This is a genomic window from Streptomyces sp. adm13(2018) (genome assembly GCF_008042145.1).
In the GTDB taxonomy this organism is placed as follows: Bacteria; Actinomycetota; Actinomycetes; order Streptomycetales; family Streptomycetaceae; genus Streptomyces.
In genome coordinates this window covers 1,237,038-1,252,084 of record NZ_RDBH01000141.1, presented here as the reverse complement: position 1 = coordinate 1,252,084, position 15,047 = coordinate 1,237,038, and the positions used below count along the sequence as shown (strand labels likewise).

7 protein-coding genes are annotated in these 15,047 nt (G+C 68.2%); 5 read left to right on the top strand and 2 right to left on the bottom strand.

Features of this window, described 5'->3' with window-relative positions:
- Position 1: 1 nt before the first annotated feature.
- Complete coding sequence (locus tag EAO70_RS33765; protein ID WP_055600073.1) at positions 2 to 850, bottom strand: helix-turn-helix domain-containing protein; 849 nt, start codon at positions 848 to 850, stop codon at positions 2 to 4.
- Positions 851 to 1,556: 706 nt separating this feature from the next.
- Here EAO70_RS33765 and EAO70_RS33755 point away from each other — a divergent pair.
- The 4 genes from EAO70_RS33755 (at position 1,557) to drmC (ending at position 9,790) form a co-directional block, all read left to right on the top strand.
- Entirely contained in the window at positions 1,557 to 3,137 is a 1,581-nt protein-coding gene (locus EAO70_RS33755) for a hypothetical protein (RefSeq protein ID WP_055600059.1), read from the top strand.
- A 148-nt stretch (positions 3,138 to 3,285) separates the two neighbouring features.
- On the top strand, positions 3,286 to 7,134 hold the full coding sequence (gene drmA, locus EAO70_RS33750) for a DISARM system helicase DrmA (RefSeq protein WP_173861540.1): 3,849 nt from the start codon (positions 3,286 to 3,288) through the stop codon (positions 7,132 to 7,134).
- Positions 7,131 to 9,029, top strand: coding sequence for a DUF1998 domain-containing protein (gene drmB / locus EAO70_RS33745; RefSeq protein WP_148006529.1), 1,899 nt, complete (start codon positions 7,131 to 7,133; stop codon positions 9,027 to 9,029). The genes drmA and drmB overlap by 4 nt, the downstream gene beginning before the upstream one ends.
- Positions 9,026 to 9,790, top strand: coding sequence for a DISARM system phospholipase D-like protein DrmC (drmC, locus tag EAO70_RS33740; protein WP_055600061.1), 765 nt, complete (start codon positions 9,026 to 9,028; stop codon positions 9,788 to 9,790). Before drmB ends, drmC begins: the two co-directional genes overlap by 4 nt.
- Before the next feature lie 36 nt (positions 9,791 to 9,826).
- Here the strand turns inward: drmC and EAO70_RS33735 are convergent, their stop codons facing one another.
- On the bottom strand, positions 9,827 to 12,409 hold the full coding sequence (locus EAO70_RS33735; RefSeq protein WP_055600062.1) for a DUF262 domain-containing protein: 2,583 nt from the start codon (positions 12,407 to 12,409) through the stop codon (positions 9,827 to 9,829).
- Positions 12,410 to 12,511: 102 nt separating this feature from the next.
- Between EAO70_RS33735 and EAO70_RS33730 the strand changes: the two genes are divergently transcribed.
- Positions 12,512 to 14,725: a UvrD-helicase domain-containing protein gene (locus EAO70_RS33730; RefSeq protein WP_055600063.1), complete on the top strand. Its 2,214-nt coding sequence runs from the start codon at positions 12,512 to 12,514 to the stop codon at positions 14,723 to 14,725.
- The last annotated feature ends 322 nt before the right edge of the window (positions 14,726 to 15,047 follow it).

Here is a 15,047-nt window from a genome sequence, read left to right as displayed (position 1 = left end):
TTCATGCTGCTCCTGCAAGCCGTTCGACGAGACGCGCAGACTCTTCGACGTTGAGGGCCTGCGAGCGCAGCTTGCCATATCGCAGACCGAAGGCGCTGACCTTTGCTGGGTCACTGATCACGATGCCGACCTCCTGGGCCTCGATGTAGCCGAAGTGGCGGTGTTCGAGGGTCTCCAGGAGGACGAACGCTCCGTTGAGACCCGGGTGGTACCCAGGAGCCTCCGGCATCACTTGCAGCTCGACGTTGCGCATCGCACCAATCTTGAGCAAGTGCTCCAGCTGAGACCGCATCAGCGCTTCGTCACCCATCGGGTTGACGAGCGTCGCCTGGCCGATGATGAACGACAGCTGCACGATCGGTGCTCTGGTGAGGAGCCGCTGCCGGTTCAGTCGGGCCTCTGTGTGCAGCTCGATGGTCTCCTCGTCCAGGGGAGGGCAATGCGCGGAGAACAGCGCCTTCGCATACTCCGGCGTCTGCAACAACCCCGGCACCACCAACGGGTCATAAGCGAACCGACTCACCGCCTCCGTCTCGATCAGCGCGAAGTCCTGGAAGAATTTTGGCAGTTTGGCCCGGTCCACCTCCTCCTGGAGCTCCCGGAGCACTCCCCCCGCCTCCAGCATCCGCTCCGCCGCCTCCGTGAACGCCGCCTTCGCCGGCCGTCGCCCCTGCTCGATCGATGCCACCTGCTCATACGAGTAACCGGTCGCGTCCGCGAGGCCTTGCTGCGTCAGGTTGGCCCTCCGACGGAACAGCTTCACGAGCTTCCCGTACGCAACCCAGATCGCCGGATACTCCTCCTCCCCCGTCCGCTTCTTCCCCTGTCCTGCCAGCTGCCCCTCGCCCATGCACCACCACACCCCGATGCGCCCACGTACCGCCATACAGTTCCCAGTTGAACGCGGTACGCCCCGCCCCGGTAACGGCCGACGCCCCGTACAAACCCGTACCCGACCCGTACAGCGTGCTCGGGTACGTCCATCCGACCTGGTCAGCGTATGGGCGTGACAGGACGGTTACACCATGAAGTCAGAAATCGCCGCCCCCGCCACCCACTTCAGAGTCCAACTCAGCTCCACCCGGCGCGGCGCGCGTCTCGCCCGCCTCCTCGTCGAGCGGCAGCTGGACGACTGGGGACTCGCCCCCACGGACCCCACCTCCGCCGCGCTCGTCGCCATCACCGCGGAACTCTCCGCCAACGCGATCACCCACGGCCGGAGTCCCGGCAGGGACTTCGCCGTGCGGCTACTCCGCTCCACCGATCACCTCCGTGTCGAAGTCAGCGACACCCGCCCCGACAGGCTTCCGGCGATGCCCCTGCGCGACCACCCGAGCATGCCGTCACCGGTCGCGGCCTCCTCCTCGTCGACGCCTTCGCCGACCAGTGGGGCTGTGAAGCGCGTGCCCCCTACATCAAGACAGTCTGGGCCGAGGTGTCCCGACGGGTGGGGTGTGACTTGGACGAGACGGCTCACCCTCGCCATCAACAGCATGTCATCCTCTAAGCATCCAGCGGCCTTGTGTGAACTGAGTCAACACACCTAGAGTCTACGCATGGCCACCACGGGGTACTCCACCGAATTCCACTCCCTTCGCCACGCCTGGTTCAAGGACGCGGCCTCACATCTGTCAGATCTCCTGGCCCATCTCTCCCCGGATGTGCACCGCTCCCTCCCCTACGACCTCGGCCCCCGCGACCTCGTCGCCGCGACCTTCCTCACCCGCGTCGCACATGCCGACGTGGCACGCCGGGAGATCGCCTTCGTCGCGGGGGATCTCGTACGCCTGGCGGGGACTCGCACGACCCAGGAGCCGGAGCGGGTGGGAGAGATCGAGGAGTTGTGGCTCGCACTGCGGGAGCCGACCCTCCCCATCCTGCGGTCGTGGTGGCTGGAGCCCGTCTCTGAGGGGTTTCTCGCGTACTGGGCTCGGACCAGGGCCGAGGAAGTGGGATGGCCGCGGGTACATCAGGAGTTGCGCGAGCGGTGGTCCTTGGACAACGACGGCATCTGGCGGCGCGGCCTGATGCCCACCGACGGGCCAGGCGACGACGACTGGTGCGGGTACTTCGCATTCCTGGAGGCGAACACGCACGACCAGGAGGTGGACCTCGCCCGGATGCTGCTCGCTCGGATGGACGGACTGGCCGAGGAGATCGACGCATTCGCCGCCGAGTGCGCGGCCGAGCTGGCCGACGCACCCCATCTGCGAACCATCCACGGGGAGCGGACGCTTGCCACCTCACTCACCACGGTGATCGAGGGAAACTTGAAGGCGGCTGGCGGAGGCGGTTTCCCCCCGGAACTTCAGGCTGCCGCCGAGTCGATGCGCGACACGGGGCGAGCGTATCTCCGCTGGCTGGAGGACGAGTTCATCGCGGGCCTCACTCCACTGGAGCTCGCACATCTCGATCTCGGTTCGGCCGAGGACGCGCGATGCGAGGCGTACATGCGCACGTTCTCGGAGATCTGGTGCACGCCGGGGGTCACGGCTCTGCCGACTCCTGTCTTCACGGAGGAGGACTACGCGCCCCTCAGGCCCGCCGAACGACCCCGCGCCATCGTTCCGGAGTGGATGGGCAGGGTGGGCGAGGTGCTCTCGAAGGCCGGGCAGCTCGGCTGGACCTGTACGGTCGGTTCGCAGCCGTGGTGGCTGTACGTGGCCGAGGCCGGCCTGGAGTCGGCGGCGGTCCTGCGGTTCAAGCACGACGGTCAGGTAAGGATCGGGCATCGCACCCTCGACGACCCCAACGACATGCTCGTCGGGTTCCCCGCCCATGACCCTGACGCACAGAGCCTCCACATGAGGTTCCGCTACGACGAGGACGACGCACGCCAGATGTGCGAGCTGCTGATCCTCTCGCGCGCCGGGCGTGCACAGCTCGGCTTCCTGGTGTGCGATGCGACAGAGACCTTCCGCATGCTGCGCATGGTCAGCGTTCCCCTGCCCCCAGCTCTGCGCCTCGCCATGCGGGACAAGGCACTGCGTCAGCTGGACGCCATGACGGGTGGCGACCTGCGCAAGCTGGCGGAGCTTCTCGCCCCGGAGCCCGGCATCACGCCACCCACGGAGGAGCCAGTAGAGGAGGGGCTGTTCGACGACGGGCTCTTCCCCCGCGAGGACACCCTCTTCTGAGAAGCCGTCACGTCTCAACTTCCCCACCACAGGCAGCTGTCATTGTGAACACAGTCAACGCATGACATCCTCCCTTCATCCGTCGCATCGCGCCACGCACAGGTAGCCTCGTCCAGTTGGCTCCCCTCGCACGAAAGGGCCCCGTCACATGCCGTCCCAGCCCGCCGCCGCCACCCCTGGCGTGCCGCACCCCCTCGACGAGGTACCGCAGACATTCCTCCCCGGTGATTCGTATGACGTGCGCGACGGCCTGGTGAAGTACATCCGTGACGACCTGCTCGGCCCGTGGGACGGGGTCACCGAGGAACTCCCCCACCGCTCGGCCGGACCACGCGACCGTTACCTGGTCGGCATGCTCGGGCCCCGCCCGGAGAGCAGCGATACCGCGACCCAGATCGCCCGCAACGCCGCCCATCTCGCCGACGTCGAGCCCGGAAGCGACGACGGCAAGGAAGAGGCCGGCCTGGAAGACCGGCTCACTCCGCAGGCTTCCGGGCGGATCTGGGCCTCCTCCATGGGGCTCTCCTTCGTCGTCCCGGCCTCCGTCGGCGCGCTGACCGTCGCGGCGACCTGGGGACGGTACTCGCAGACCAGCGGACTCACCGACGACGGGCGCCCCGCGCAGGTCTGGGGACGGGAACCCGTCAAGCACGAGAGCGACGTCCATGTGGCGCGGACCGGTGACCAGAGCCGCGTCCTGGAAGGGGACGAGTCCTCGGGCATCCTCCTCGACGTCCAGGTGCGCGAGCGTGCCACGGGCGAAGGCGGCGAGGACCTGCGCGTCGTGGAGGTCGCACTGATCAACCGGCTGCGCGAAGGCGACACCGATCGCCGGGACACCCAGTGGCTGTTCCAGGCCGCTCTCACCGTGACGGCGTTCCCCGACGAGCGGGCCGCTGTCTTCCTGCCCATCGACGATCCGCTCGACCCCACCACGGCCGACGGCTCCGAGGACGCGGAGGAGCGGCGGCTGCGGCTGCTCTACCGGGACAGCCTGCGGCACGCGGTCGGCCGTAACGTCGCCGTACAGGTACACGTACGCAAGGGTGAGCGGCGGGCACACCGCCTGGAGACCACCTGGCTCCCGGCCTACGACGTCCCGGCCACCTCGGCGCCCACCGCCGCCGAGCAGCCGCTCCTCGACGGGCTCGAACTCGGCATGGACGAACTGGCCGCCCTGGCCGTGCCCGAGCGCCGTAAGGAGCTGACCGAGGTTCTCGCCCCGCTCGCCGACGGCTACAGCAGGTGGCTGGAGGAGCAGCGCCAGAAGGCACAGGGCCTTCCCGAGGACCTGCGGATCGCCGCCGAGACCGCGATCGACCAAGCAGAGGAGGTCTGCCACCGCATCGCCTTCGGCATCGACGCGCTCAGCGCCGACAAGGACGCCCTCGAAGCCTTCCGGTTCGCCAATCGGGCGATGGCCCTCCAGCGGCGCAACACGGCCATCGCCGGACTTCGGACCGGGCAGGAGGGTGTCACGTACCAGCAGGCGTACGACGAGGTATGGGGCAGGGGCAAGGAAGCGGCCAGTTGGCGCCCCTTCCAGTTGGCGTTCGTCCTGCTCAACCTGGCCTCGCTGACCCAGCCTGGCCATCCGCACCGCGGCACTGGGCGCGAGGCCCTTGTCGATCTGCTGTTCTTCCCGACCGGTGGCGGCAAGACCGAGGCCTATCTGGGCCTCGCCGCGTACACCTTCGCGCTGCGCCGCCTTCAGGGCGTGGTGGGCAGCGGATCGGAGGCGCGGGACGGCAGCGACGGTGTCGGCGTCCTCATGCGCTACACGCTGCGTCTGCTGACGGCCCAGCAGTTCCAGCGGGCGGCCGCTCTCGTCAGTGCCTGCGAGGTGCTGCGGCGCGAGGAGTTCACTCGGGACGCACGGTGGGGCATCACCCCGTTCCGTATTGGCCTGTGGGTCGGCAACTCCGTGTCGCCGAACTGGTTCTCCGAGGCACAGGAGCAGATCGCCGGCGCCAAGGAGAGCTCCAGCGACAAGCACGCGCGGGTGATCCAGGTACTCAGCTGCCCGTGGTGCGGCGAAGGTCTGACCGCCCACTCGAACATGGAGTACGACGCGGACCGGCGCCGCGTGCTGCTCTACTGCCCGCGGGGCGAGGGTGAGAGCCGTTGCCCCTTCTCCCGGCTCGGCTCGCGTAACGTCGAGGGGTTCAGCGAGGGCATCCCGGTGATCACCGTCGACGAGGAGATCTACCGGCTTGCCCCCGCGATGGTCATCGCCACCGTGGACAAGCTGGCGCAGCTGCCGTGGAACGGATACGCGGGGCTTCTCTTCGGGCGCGTCACCGACTGGTGCGCGCGGCACGGATACCGCCATGCCGACCTGGACGAGCGGACCGACTGCCGCAGCAGGCACACGAAGAAGGGAAAGCTGGAAGCGGTGGCCGCTCGTCCCGTCACCCGGCTGCGCCCGCCGGACCTGATCATCCAGGACGAGCTGCACCTGATCTCGGGGGCCCTGGGCACGACGGTCGGACTCTTCGAGGCCGCCGTGGACCAGTTGTGCAGTTGGTCGTTCACGGACAAGACCGGACGCCGCCACGAGGTCGGTCCGAAGATCGTCGCCTCCACTGCGACGACGAAGAGGGCGGCCGACCAGGTACGGGGAGTGTTCGCCCGCCAGGTCGCGGTCTTCCCGCCCCAGGTCCTGGACGTCGGCGACACCTTCTTCTCCCGGCAGGTCGAGCTGAGCCGTTCCGACCCCGGCCGTCGCTACCTCGGTGTGTGCGCGCACGGCACGCGCCTGAAGGCGGCCGAGATCCGGGTCGCCGAGATCATGCTGCTCGGCGCGCAGCAGCTCTTCGACGAGCACGGTGCGGCGGCCGATCCGTACATGACGCTGGTCGGCTACTTCAACGCCACACGCGAACTCGCCGGCATGCGCCGCTACATGGACGACGACATCGCCACCCGGGTGCGGGTGAACGGCGGTCGCAAGGGACACAGGACGATCTCCGACCGGATCGTCACCAAGTCGGGGATGCTGAACATCCAGGAGCTGACGTCACGGATCTCGTCCGCCGACATCGGAGCCACGCTCAAGCGTCTGGAGACCGCCTTCGACCCCGAGCGGGACACTTCGCTGCGCCGCAGGGCCCTCTTCATGGAGTATGCGGTGGCACGCAAGGAGAAGCGCGAACCCAGGGTCAAGCTGACGCCTTTGCAGCGGCAGGCCGTCGATGTCGTGCTCGCCACCTCGATGCTCCAGGTCGGCGTGGACGTCTCGCGTTTCGGCCTGATGCTCGTCGTCGGTCAGCCGAAGAACACCGCCGAGTACATCCAGGCGTCCTCGCGCGTCGGCCGTGACGCCCGCCGCCCCGGCCTGGTCGTCACCCTGTACAACTGGTCCCGCCCCCGGGACCTGGCGCACTTCGAGGACTTCGGTCACTACCACGCCACGTTCTACCGGCAGGTCGAAGCCCTTTCCGTCACGCCTTTCACCCGTCGTGCCCTCGACCGGGGTACCGCGCCGACGTACATCGCGGCACTGCGCCAGGCCACCCACGAGCACTCGCGCAACACCGACGCCCAAAGCATCGACCTGGACGGGCCGATCGCCGCCGAAGTCGAGGCGCGGCTGCTTGACCGGGCCGACCGGGTGGGCGGAGCGACCGCCCAGCGCTATCTCGCCGAGCGGATCAGGGCGTTGAAGGACTCCTGGGCCGAGCAGCGTGAGCGCGGCGGTGTGCTCGGCTACCGGAGGGAGAAGAAGAAGACCAGCCTCGTCACCGGACTGCTCCACCGGGCCGACGGCTCGCGCTGGGACGAGCTCACCGTGCCCATGTCGATGCGCGAGACCGAGAACGAGCTCAACCTGCTGCTGGCCGGCAGCGGGAACTTCGTGGACCAGGCCACGCACAGTGGACCCGACTGGAGGTTCACACCAGCCGGGGACGAGGACGCAGGCGACACGGCGGCACCCGTCGACGCCGACGAATACGGGGACGCCGCCTCCGGCGCGGCAGGAAAGGGACGACGATGAGCACCAACTACTTCCGCCGCGTCGGCGCAGCACGCCCCAGCCACCTGATGTACACGGCGGGGGTCGGCTCACTGATCGACCTGCCGAACTTCTCCGTCCTGGTCAAGGGCCTCGAATCCTGGAGCCACGGCGGCCTGACGGACTACGTGATCGACGAGCCCAGGCTCCGTACTGCCGTCAACCGCTCGCTCCAGCTGTACGGTGCCGCTCGGGTCGAGGAGCTGCGCTCGGCCCCGTGGATGGAGGGTGCGGACAGCTCACCCAAGGACCGGGCAGCGCAGGGTGTGGGTGTACCGGTGACGCCCTTCCCGCAGTGGCTCCGGTGCACGGCCTGCAACATCCTGGCGCCCATCGACGCGGAGGCCTTCACCTTCGTCAACAACAATCCGCGCACTCCGCACGAGGCGAAGTTCGTCCACGACTGCAAGCCCGGCAAGCCGCTCGCGGTCGCGGCCCGCTTCACGCTCGTCTGCACCGACGGACACCTGGACGAGTTCCCGTACGCGCCCTTCGTCCATCACGGCAACGACTGCGTGAAGATGCCCAGGCCTCTGCTCCGCATGAAGGACCACGGCGGCAACCAGGCGGCCAACGTGACCCTGGAGTGCGTCGCCTGCGGTGAGAAGCGCAATATCCGCGACGCGATGGGAGACCGGGGCCGGCGCAACCTGCCCCAGTGCCGCGGTCGTCACCCGCATCTCGGTTCGTACCAGAGCGACGGGTGCGACAAGGAGCCGACCCTCATGGTGGCGGGCGCGTCCAACCAGTGGTTCCCCATGACACTCAGCGCGCTTGCCCTCCCGCCGAGCAGGAACGGCAACCTCAGCGAACTCGTCGAGGAGCGCTGGGTCGAAGTGCAAGGGGTCACCTCACGCGTGGTCTTCGACGCCTTCGCCGCCACCCCCTCGTTCGCGTATCTCAGGGGGTACGACGCCGAAGCCTTCATCGCCGCCGTCCAGGCCCACAGGGACCGGTTGGAGGGGAACACACCCCAGGCGGAAGCGGCTGCCCCGCCGGATCTGCTCAGCCCTGAATGGACCGTCCTGTCCTCGTCCCCCATGCCCGATGCCACCGATGACTTCGCCCTCGAAGCGATGCCGGTGCCCGATGCCCTGACCGACCTCTTCGCGGACGTACGGCAGGTACAGCGGCTGAGGGAGGCTCGTGCGCTGATCGGGTTCACTAGGCTCGACGCCCCGGACCCGGAGGCGCCGGAGATCGCCACACGAGTACGCCTGGACCGCACGTCCCAGAACTGGGTCCCCGCGAGCGAGGTACGGGGCGAGGGGATCTTCCTGCGGGTGCGGGAGGACCTGATGGCCGAGTGGGAGGAGCGCATGAGCAAGTCGCCCGCGATGCAGGCGCACCGCGAGGCGTTCGCCCGCTTCCGCACCAACCGCAAGTCGGACCGGTTGCAGGGCTCGTTTGACCCCATGCGGGGCTGGCCCGGGGAGCGGTACATCGCCCTGCACTCGCTCTCGCATCTCCTGATCCGGACCATCGCCCTGGAATGCGGCTACAGCTCGGCCAGCCTGGCCGAGCGCATCTACGCCGGGGACGAGGAACGCCCGACGACCGGAATCCTCATCTACACGGCCGTACCGGACTCCGAAGGCACCCTGGGAGGTCTCGTCTCCCTCGCCGAGGAACCGCACTTCGAGCGGATCATGCGCCGGGCTCTGAGGGACGCGTCCCGCTGTTCCTCCGATCCGCTGTGCGCCGAGAGGCTGCCGCGCGATCCGGCCGACTATCTCCACGGAGCCGCCTGCCACGTCTGCCTGTTCGTCTCCGAGACGACCTGTGAACGCGGCAATCGCTTCCTCGACCGCCGCTTCATCGTCCCGCTGGGCGACGAGACGGACCAGGTCCTGACGCCGGTGGGTCTGAGGCCGTGAGTCGCGAGGAGTTCGAGGCCGCGGCGCACGCGGTCGCGGCGGTCCTCGGATCCTCGCGCACCAAGGACCTGGCGGGAGTACTGGCCCGCGGGCGCGGAATGGAGCATGCGCTCCTCGCGGTCCAGGATCCGCGTGCGAGCGAGGCGATACGGGAGGTGTACGCGTCGGTACGGCGGGAGCGCATCCCCTATCCGGAGGCCGCGGCCTATCTGCGGGGCTTCGTCGCCGGGCTGGCGGGGCAGCCTGACGAGGCTCACGTCAGTACGGTCTGGAGCGGGCCCGCCACACCGGGCGTGCCGGTTCGGCCGACCGCACGGGTCCTCGCCGAGGTCGTCGGCCGGGCCGAGCGGGAACTGCTGGCCATGACGTACTCGGCCCGTCCCTATGAACCGCTCGCCGTCGCGCTGCGGGCGGCCATCGCGCGGGGCGTCGACGTCCATGTCGTGGTCGAGACCAAGGCGGGAGCCGCGGGCCTGCTCGGCGGGCCGGAGCCGGCCGAGGCGTTCGCGGCCGTGCCCGGCGTACGGTTGTGGCACTGGGACCCCAAGCGGCGCGACCACCGCCAGGCTCGGCAGCACGCCAAGCTGGCGGTGGCCGACCGGCGCGTGCTGCTCCTGGGCAGTGCGAACCTGACGGAGTCAGGTGTCCGCAGGAACCTGGAAGCGGGGGTGTTGGTCACGGGTGGCACCGCCCCTCAGAGGGCTGCCGAGCACATACGGGAACTTCAGCGGCGGGGAGTGCTGAGACCGCTGTATCCGTAGGCGCGCGAAACCCCGAGGGGACGGTGTCTGCCTGCGTCAGACCGGTTCGGTCCCTTCGTCCAGCGGCCGGCGGGCCTCGGCGAGGGCGATCGTATGCACGAACCACTCCAGGACCGCGCTCAGTTCCTCGCTGCGGCCTGCGAAGACCTCAAGGGGGAACGAGGGACGCAGGTCCAGTTTCGCCTCGGCCAAGTCGATGCCCTCGATCGTGTTCAGACGGGTCAACAGCTCGCGTCGCAGCGGCTCGTCGTCGAAGGGTGCGCGGCGCTTCAGGTGTTGGAAGACGACCTCGACCGTACCCGTCTCCGGGTAGAGGGCCAGGGGCCACAGCGTGCGCACGGCAAGTGGCATGCCCACCTCGACGGTGGGAAAACAGCTGGTCTCGTTCGCCCGGCCGTACGCGCGGTAGCCACCCTGCAGCTCCCAGAAGCGGAGTGCGCTCAGCACCCCGTCCACGGTCTGGGGCGTCTGGTTGTCCCTGAGCTGGGATTCGAAGCGGGCGGCGGCCGACTGCTGGTCGTCCTCCGCCTCGCGCGTGGGAGCCGACTCGTCGGAAGCGTCCCTACCCAGCAGGGTTCCCAGGTCCGCGGTGGTCAGGCGGTGGGAGCGGCTGGCCCGGCCCGAGGCGTCGAAAGCGATCCCCTCGGCTTCCAGGAGGACCCGGGGATCGCCCGAGTGCTGGTCGTCGGTCCAGCTGAAGCCGGCCGAGATCCGGCCGTCGGCCGTCAGGACGCGGTAGGCACCGTGGAGACCGGGTTTGGTTCCCACATGGTTGCCCACCGAAATGGCATGGGTTCCAATAAGGGCCGCGAGGTCACCGTACGTGGTCCAGGTCCCCGACGGCATCGCCAGGAGGGCTTCGCGCAGTTCCTTCCAGCCGGCCCATTCGTCGTCCGCCTGGACAAGTTCCTCGATGGGCCCGGGCCACAGCTGGGTCGCCCGCTCCACCAATTCGTCGGCGCGGGCCAGGATCTCCGCCCTGCCCCAGCGCCCCTGTGCCGCGATGCGCTGGTTCATCCGCAGGGCGCTGGAGTCGAGGATCTCCTGCTTGCGGTGGAAGGGGTGGTTGGACAACCGGGCGTTGTCCCCGGACAGCGTGAGGTTACCCAGCGTGTGGACGAGCAGGGCGTGCAGCTCGTCGGGACTCTCGCCGTCCTCAGCCTCTTCCGCCAGCAGGTCGTACCACTGCTGCGCGGGGCGCTGGGGCATTACGTGCTCCACGGTGAGCCGGGCCTTTGCGTAGTCGACCGGCTCACTCGCGCTATAGCTCTCCTCAAGGCGGCGGAGCACTTGGAAACGCTGATTGCTGCGGCCGGTCTTGTAGAAGGGCCGGGTTCGGACCGCCTCGCGGACGGCATCATCGCCCGGCCAGGCGCGCGCGCCCGTCTTGTTCCTCGACAGGAACCGCCGTACGGCCTCGGCGGGCGAGCCGTCCTTGTCCAGCTCCTTGGGGATCTCCATGAACACGCGATTGGTGCCGGTGGTGGACAGACCCGCGAGCAGACGCCGCACCATGTAGCTCTCGGCGTAGGACAGCGCTTCGGCTGCCTCGGCCGCCGTGGCACGATCGGCGTCAACCAGGTCGAGCAGGTGAAGCGCCAGCGGGTAGTGGGTCTGGCCTCCCCACCTGGACAGCCGCTCCAGAGCCTCTCGGAGTCGGGGATCCGTCTCTCGCTGGGGTTCCAGGATCCGCATGAGCCGGCCGGCCCGCTCGGAGAGCAGGACGATTTCGGCGTGGAGCGCCGATTCGTCGTGGGTCAGGCGCTCCAGCCGCTTCTTCTGGTCGCGGTAGATGTCGCTCTGCTTGGCGCGACTGTTGCCGGCGACCACCAGGTCGAGCCAGACGAGCAGTTCCAGGTTGTCCGGGCCGAGCAGCTCCTGCATGGGCAGCCACAGGTCGCGGTAGACCGCCTCGCCCCGGGTCGGCAGGTACATGAAGAGGTAGTTGCGCAGCAGATCGCTCTGGCTCAGGCCGACACCGGTGTTGTTGATCGACTCGAAGATCCGGTAGACGTTGTCGCCCTCGGCTGCCGTGATCGCGACAATCGAGAGAAAGTTGCCGAGTACCGTCTCGACGGCGTCGGTCCATTGCTCTCCGGCGCTCTCCTCGCCCTCGGTCAGCGCTCCGAGGAAAAACAGGTAGGCGGATCCGATATTGCCCGAACCTCCCGCCTTCGGGAGGGACTGGACGCATGCGGTGAAGGCCGCGCGGTCCGCCTGCGTCGGCAGCAGCCGGAAGTGGTCGTCACCGTCCTGGTAGCCGTTGACCAGCAGCAGGTCGTGGATGCGAGCGGCCTTCTTGTCGGATCCCCGCGCCCGCCAGTGATCTCGCAGCGCGGTGAAGGCCAGCATAAGGGTGGTGAGCCGCTGCTGTCCGTCGACGACGAGCCAGCGCTGCATCCCGCCGGCGACGACCCGCTCCGGGGCCAGCACGACCGATCCCAGGAAGTGAGCGGCCGGTGGACGGTTCTCCAGCTGGTCCTCGACGAGCTCCTGCACGTCGTCCCAGAGCTGCCGCAGCTGCTCTCGCTGCCAGCTGTACGTGCGCTGGTAGAGAGGTACTTGGAACTGCATCTCCCCCTGAACCAGCTTGCTGAACGTGATCTCCCGAGCCTGCACGAACGCCCCCTCACACCAAGTTGCCCACGCCGACCCGCCATTCTTCCCCATCCAGGTACGGTGATCGGAAGAATCGACGGACCGCACGACTGGGGGCGACGCATGGCGACGCTGGGAATCCACAAGGACTTCCTCAGGGAATTCGCCAAGCTGGAGAAACCGGTCCAAAAGCGCGTCGAGGAAGTCTTCGACAAGTTCCAGGAGCACCGGCATGCAGGGCTCCACCTGGAGAAGCTGGAGAAGGCGCGGGACCCTCGTATCCGCACCATCCGCATCAACCAGTTCATGCGGGGAGTGGTCCTGGCCCCGGAGTCGGGAGACAGCTTTCTGCTCCTCAAGGTCATGCCTCACGACGATGCCATCGCCTGGGCCGTCAAGCACCGGGCGACCGTCAACTCCGCCACGCGGGGCATCGAGTTGCGCAACGATGTCGCACTGGAGCGGGCGACCGCTGGCGTCCGGGCGATCGCCCCGAAGGATTCCAAGAGGCTGTTCGCGCATGTCGCCGACAAGGAGATGATCCGACTCGGGATCGACCCCGACCTCCTCCCCCTCGTTCGCCATCTCAGCGACGAGGCTCATCTCGACGCCCTGCACAAGATCCTGCCGGAACAGCAGTACGACGTACTGGCAGGCCTCGCTGCCGGAATGGAACCCGAGGACGTCTGGCGCGAGGTCGTGCTCGTACAGCTGGAACAGCCCACAGCCCGTACGTCTCAGCACACCGCTACGGCAGAGAACCGTGATCAATCGGACTCTCCGGCCGGCCAGGACGAGCTCTCTGCCGCCATGGCCCGCTCGCAGGGCAGGATCGCCCTCGTCTCCGGACCTGACGAGCTGATGGACATCCTGTCGCGCCCCTTCGACGCGTGGCGGGTGTTCCTGCACCCCAGCCAGCGGAAGGTGGCATACCGGCCGTCGTTCAAGGGACCGGCCCGGATCGCCGGCGGCCCTGGCACCGGCAAGACCGTGGTCGCGCTGCATCGTGCCCTGCATCTCGCAAGGCAGCTTCCGGCAGGCTCGCCGGACGAGTCGATCCTGCTCACCACGTACACCCGGGATCTTGCGGCCGATCTCCGGAGCAGCCTCGAACTGCTGATTCCGGAGGTGGAGTTGCGGGCAAAGATCCGCGTCGTCAACGTGGACGCGCTCGCCCATCAACTCGTACGGGAGGATCGCGGTGCCCCGCTCTCGCTCGTCACAGGGCAGAAGGAGATCACGGCACGCTGGTCCCGCATCGCACACCGACTCGGTATCGACTTCGCCGACGCCTTCCTCGACCAGGAGTGGCGGCACGTCATCCTCGCCCAGGACCTGCGTTGTCCCGAGGCATACCTCAAGGCATCCCGAACCGGACGGGGCACTCCCCTCGGCCCGCTGAAGCGAGCCCAGGTATGGCGGGCCGTCGAGGCGTTCACGCAGGAGCTGCGACAGGCAGGCGAATGGACGTTCCTCCAGGTGTGCGCCGAGGCCGCTCGGCTCCTGGCGGAACGGCGTGCGGAGCACGCGTTCCGCCACGTGGTGATCGACGAAGCCCAGGATCTCCATCCCGCCCAGTGGCGATTGCTGAGGGCCTTGGTCCCGCCCGGCCCGGACGACCTGTTCATCGCCGGCGACGCCCATCAGCGGATCTACGGCAACAAGGTGTCGCTGCGAAGCCTCGATATTTCGGTGACCGGCCGGTCCACTCGGCTGCGTATCAACTACCGGACCACGAAGGAGATCCTCGTCTGGTCCACCAACTTGCTGACCGGCGAGCGGGTGGACGACATGGACGGAGGCGACGATTCATTCGACGGCTATCGGTCGGCATTCCACGGGGCGCCTCCGCGGACCAGTGGCGCCGGCTCCAAGCCCGAGGAGATCGCCGACCTGGTGGCACAGATCGAGGAATGGACCCAGGCCGATGTCTCGCCGCACGAGATCGGCGTCGCCGTGCGGTTCGTTCAACTGGGCAAGGACATCGCTCAGGGCCTGGAGCGGGCCGGCCTCCCGGCGACCGTGCTCGGCAGCACGTCGTCGGGACCCGGTGACGGCGTCCGAATCGGCACCATGCACCGGATGAAGGGCCTCGAATTCCGATGCATGGCCGTGGTCGGCGTGAACGACGGTGTCGTACCGATGCGCAGCGCGGTGACAGCGGAGGAGGTGGATGCTCAGCAGCATCGCGAGGATCTGCTGAGCGAATTGAGCCTGCTCTTCGTCGCCTGCACCCGGGCACGTGAAGCGCTCCGGGTTTCCTGGCACGGGCATCCCAGTCCGTTCCTCCATGGGGTTCTGGAACGAATGCCGAATGGCTCCGGATGTAGATCTTGACGCCCGAATCGATCAACCTGCCGCTCGGCTCCCGAGGCCCATATCTGTACACCGAGGAGCTGAAGCGCGTTTCTAGCAGCTCGAGCCCCTGCAACCCCAACCCCGCCAAACGGTGAACTGAGTTCCGACTGGCCCGTTCATCCGGGAAACCCCAGCCCAGGCGTTCTCCTTCACCAGCTCCAGGGTCAAACGAGCGTCACGACATCGACGACGGCACTGCGCCGTGTAGCGGCGGAAGAACCCGCCCTTCCCAGCGCCTCGGCCGTCTTCACCGCCGCTGCTCGCTAGTGGGGGGCGTGCAGCGCCAGGGAACGCACCGCCC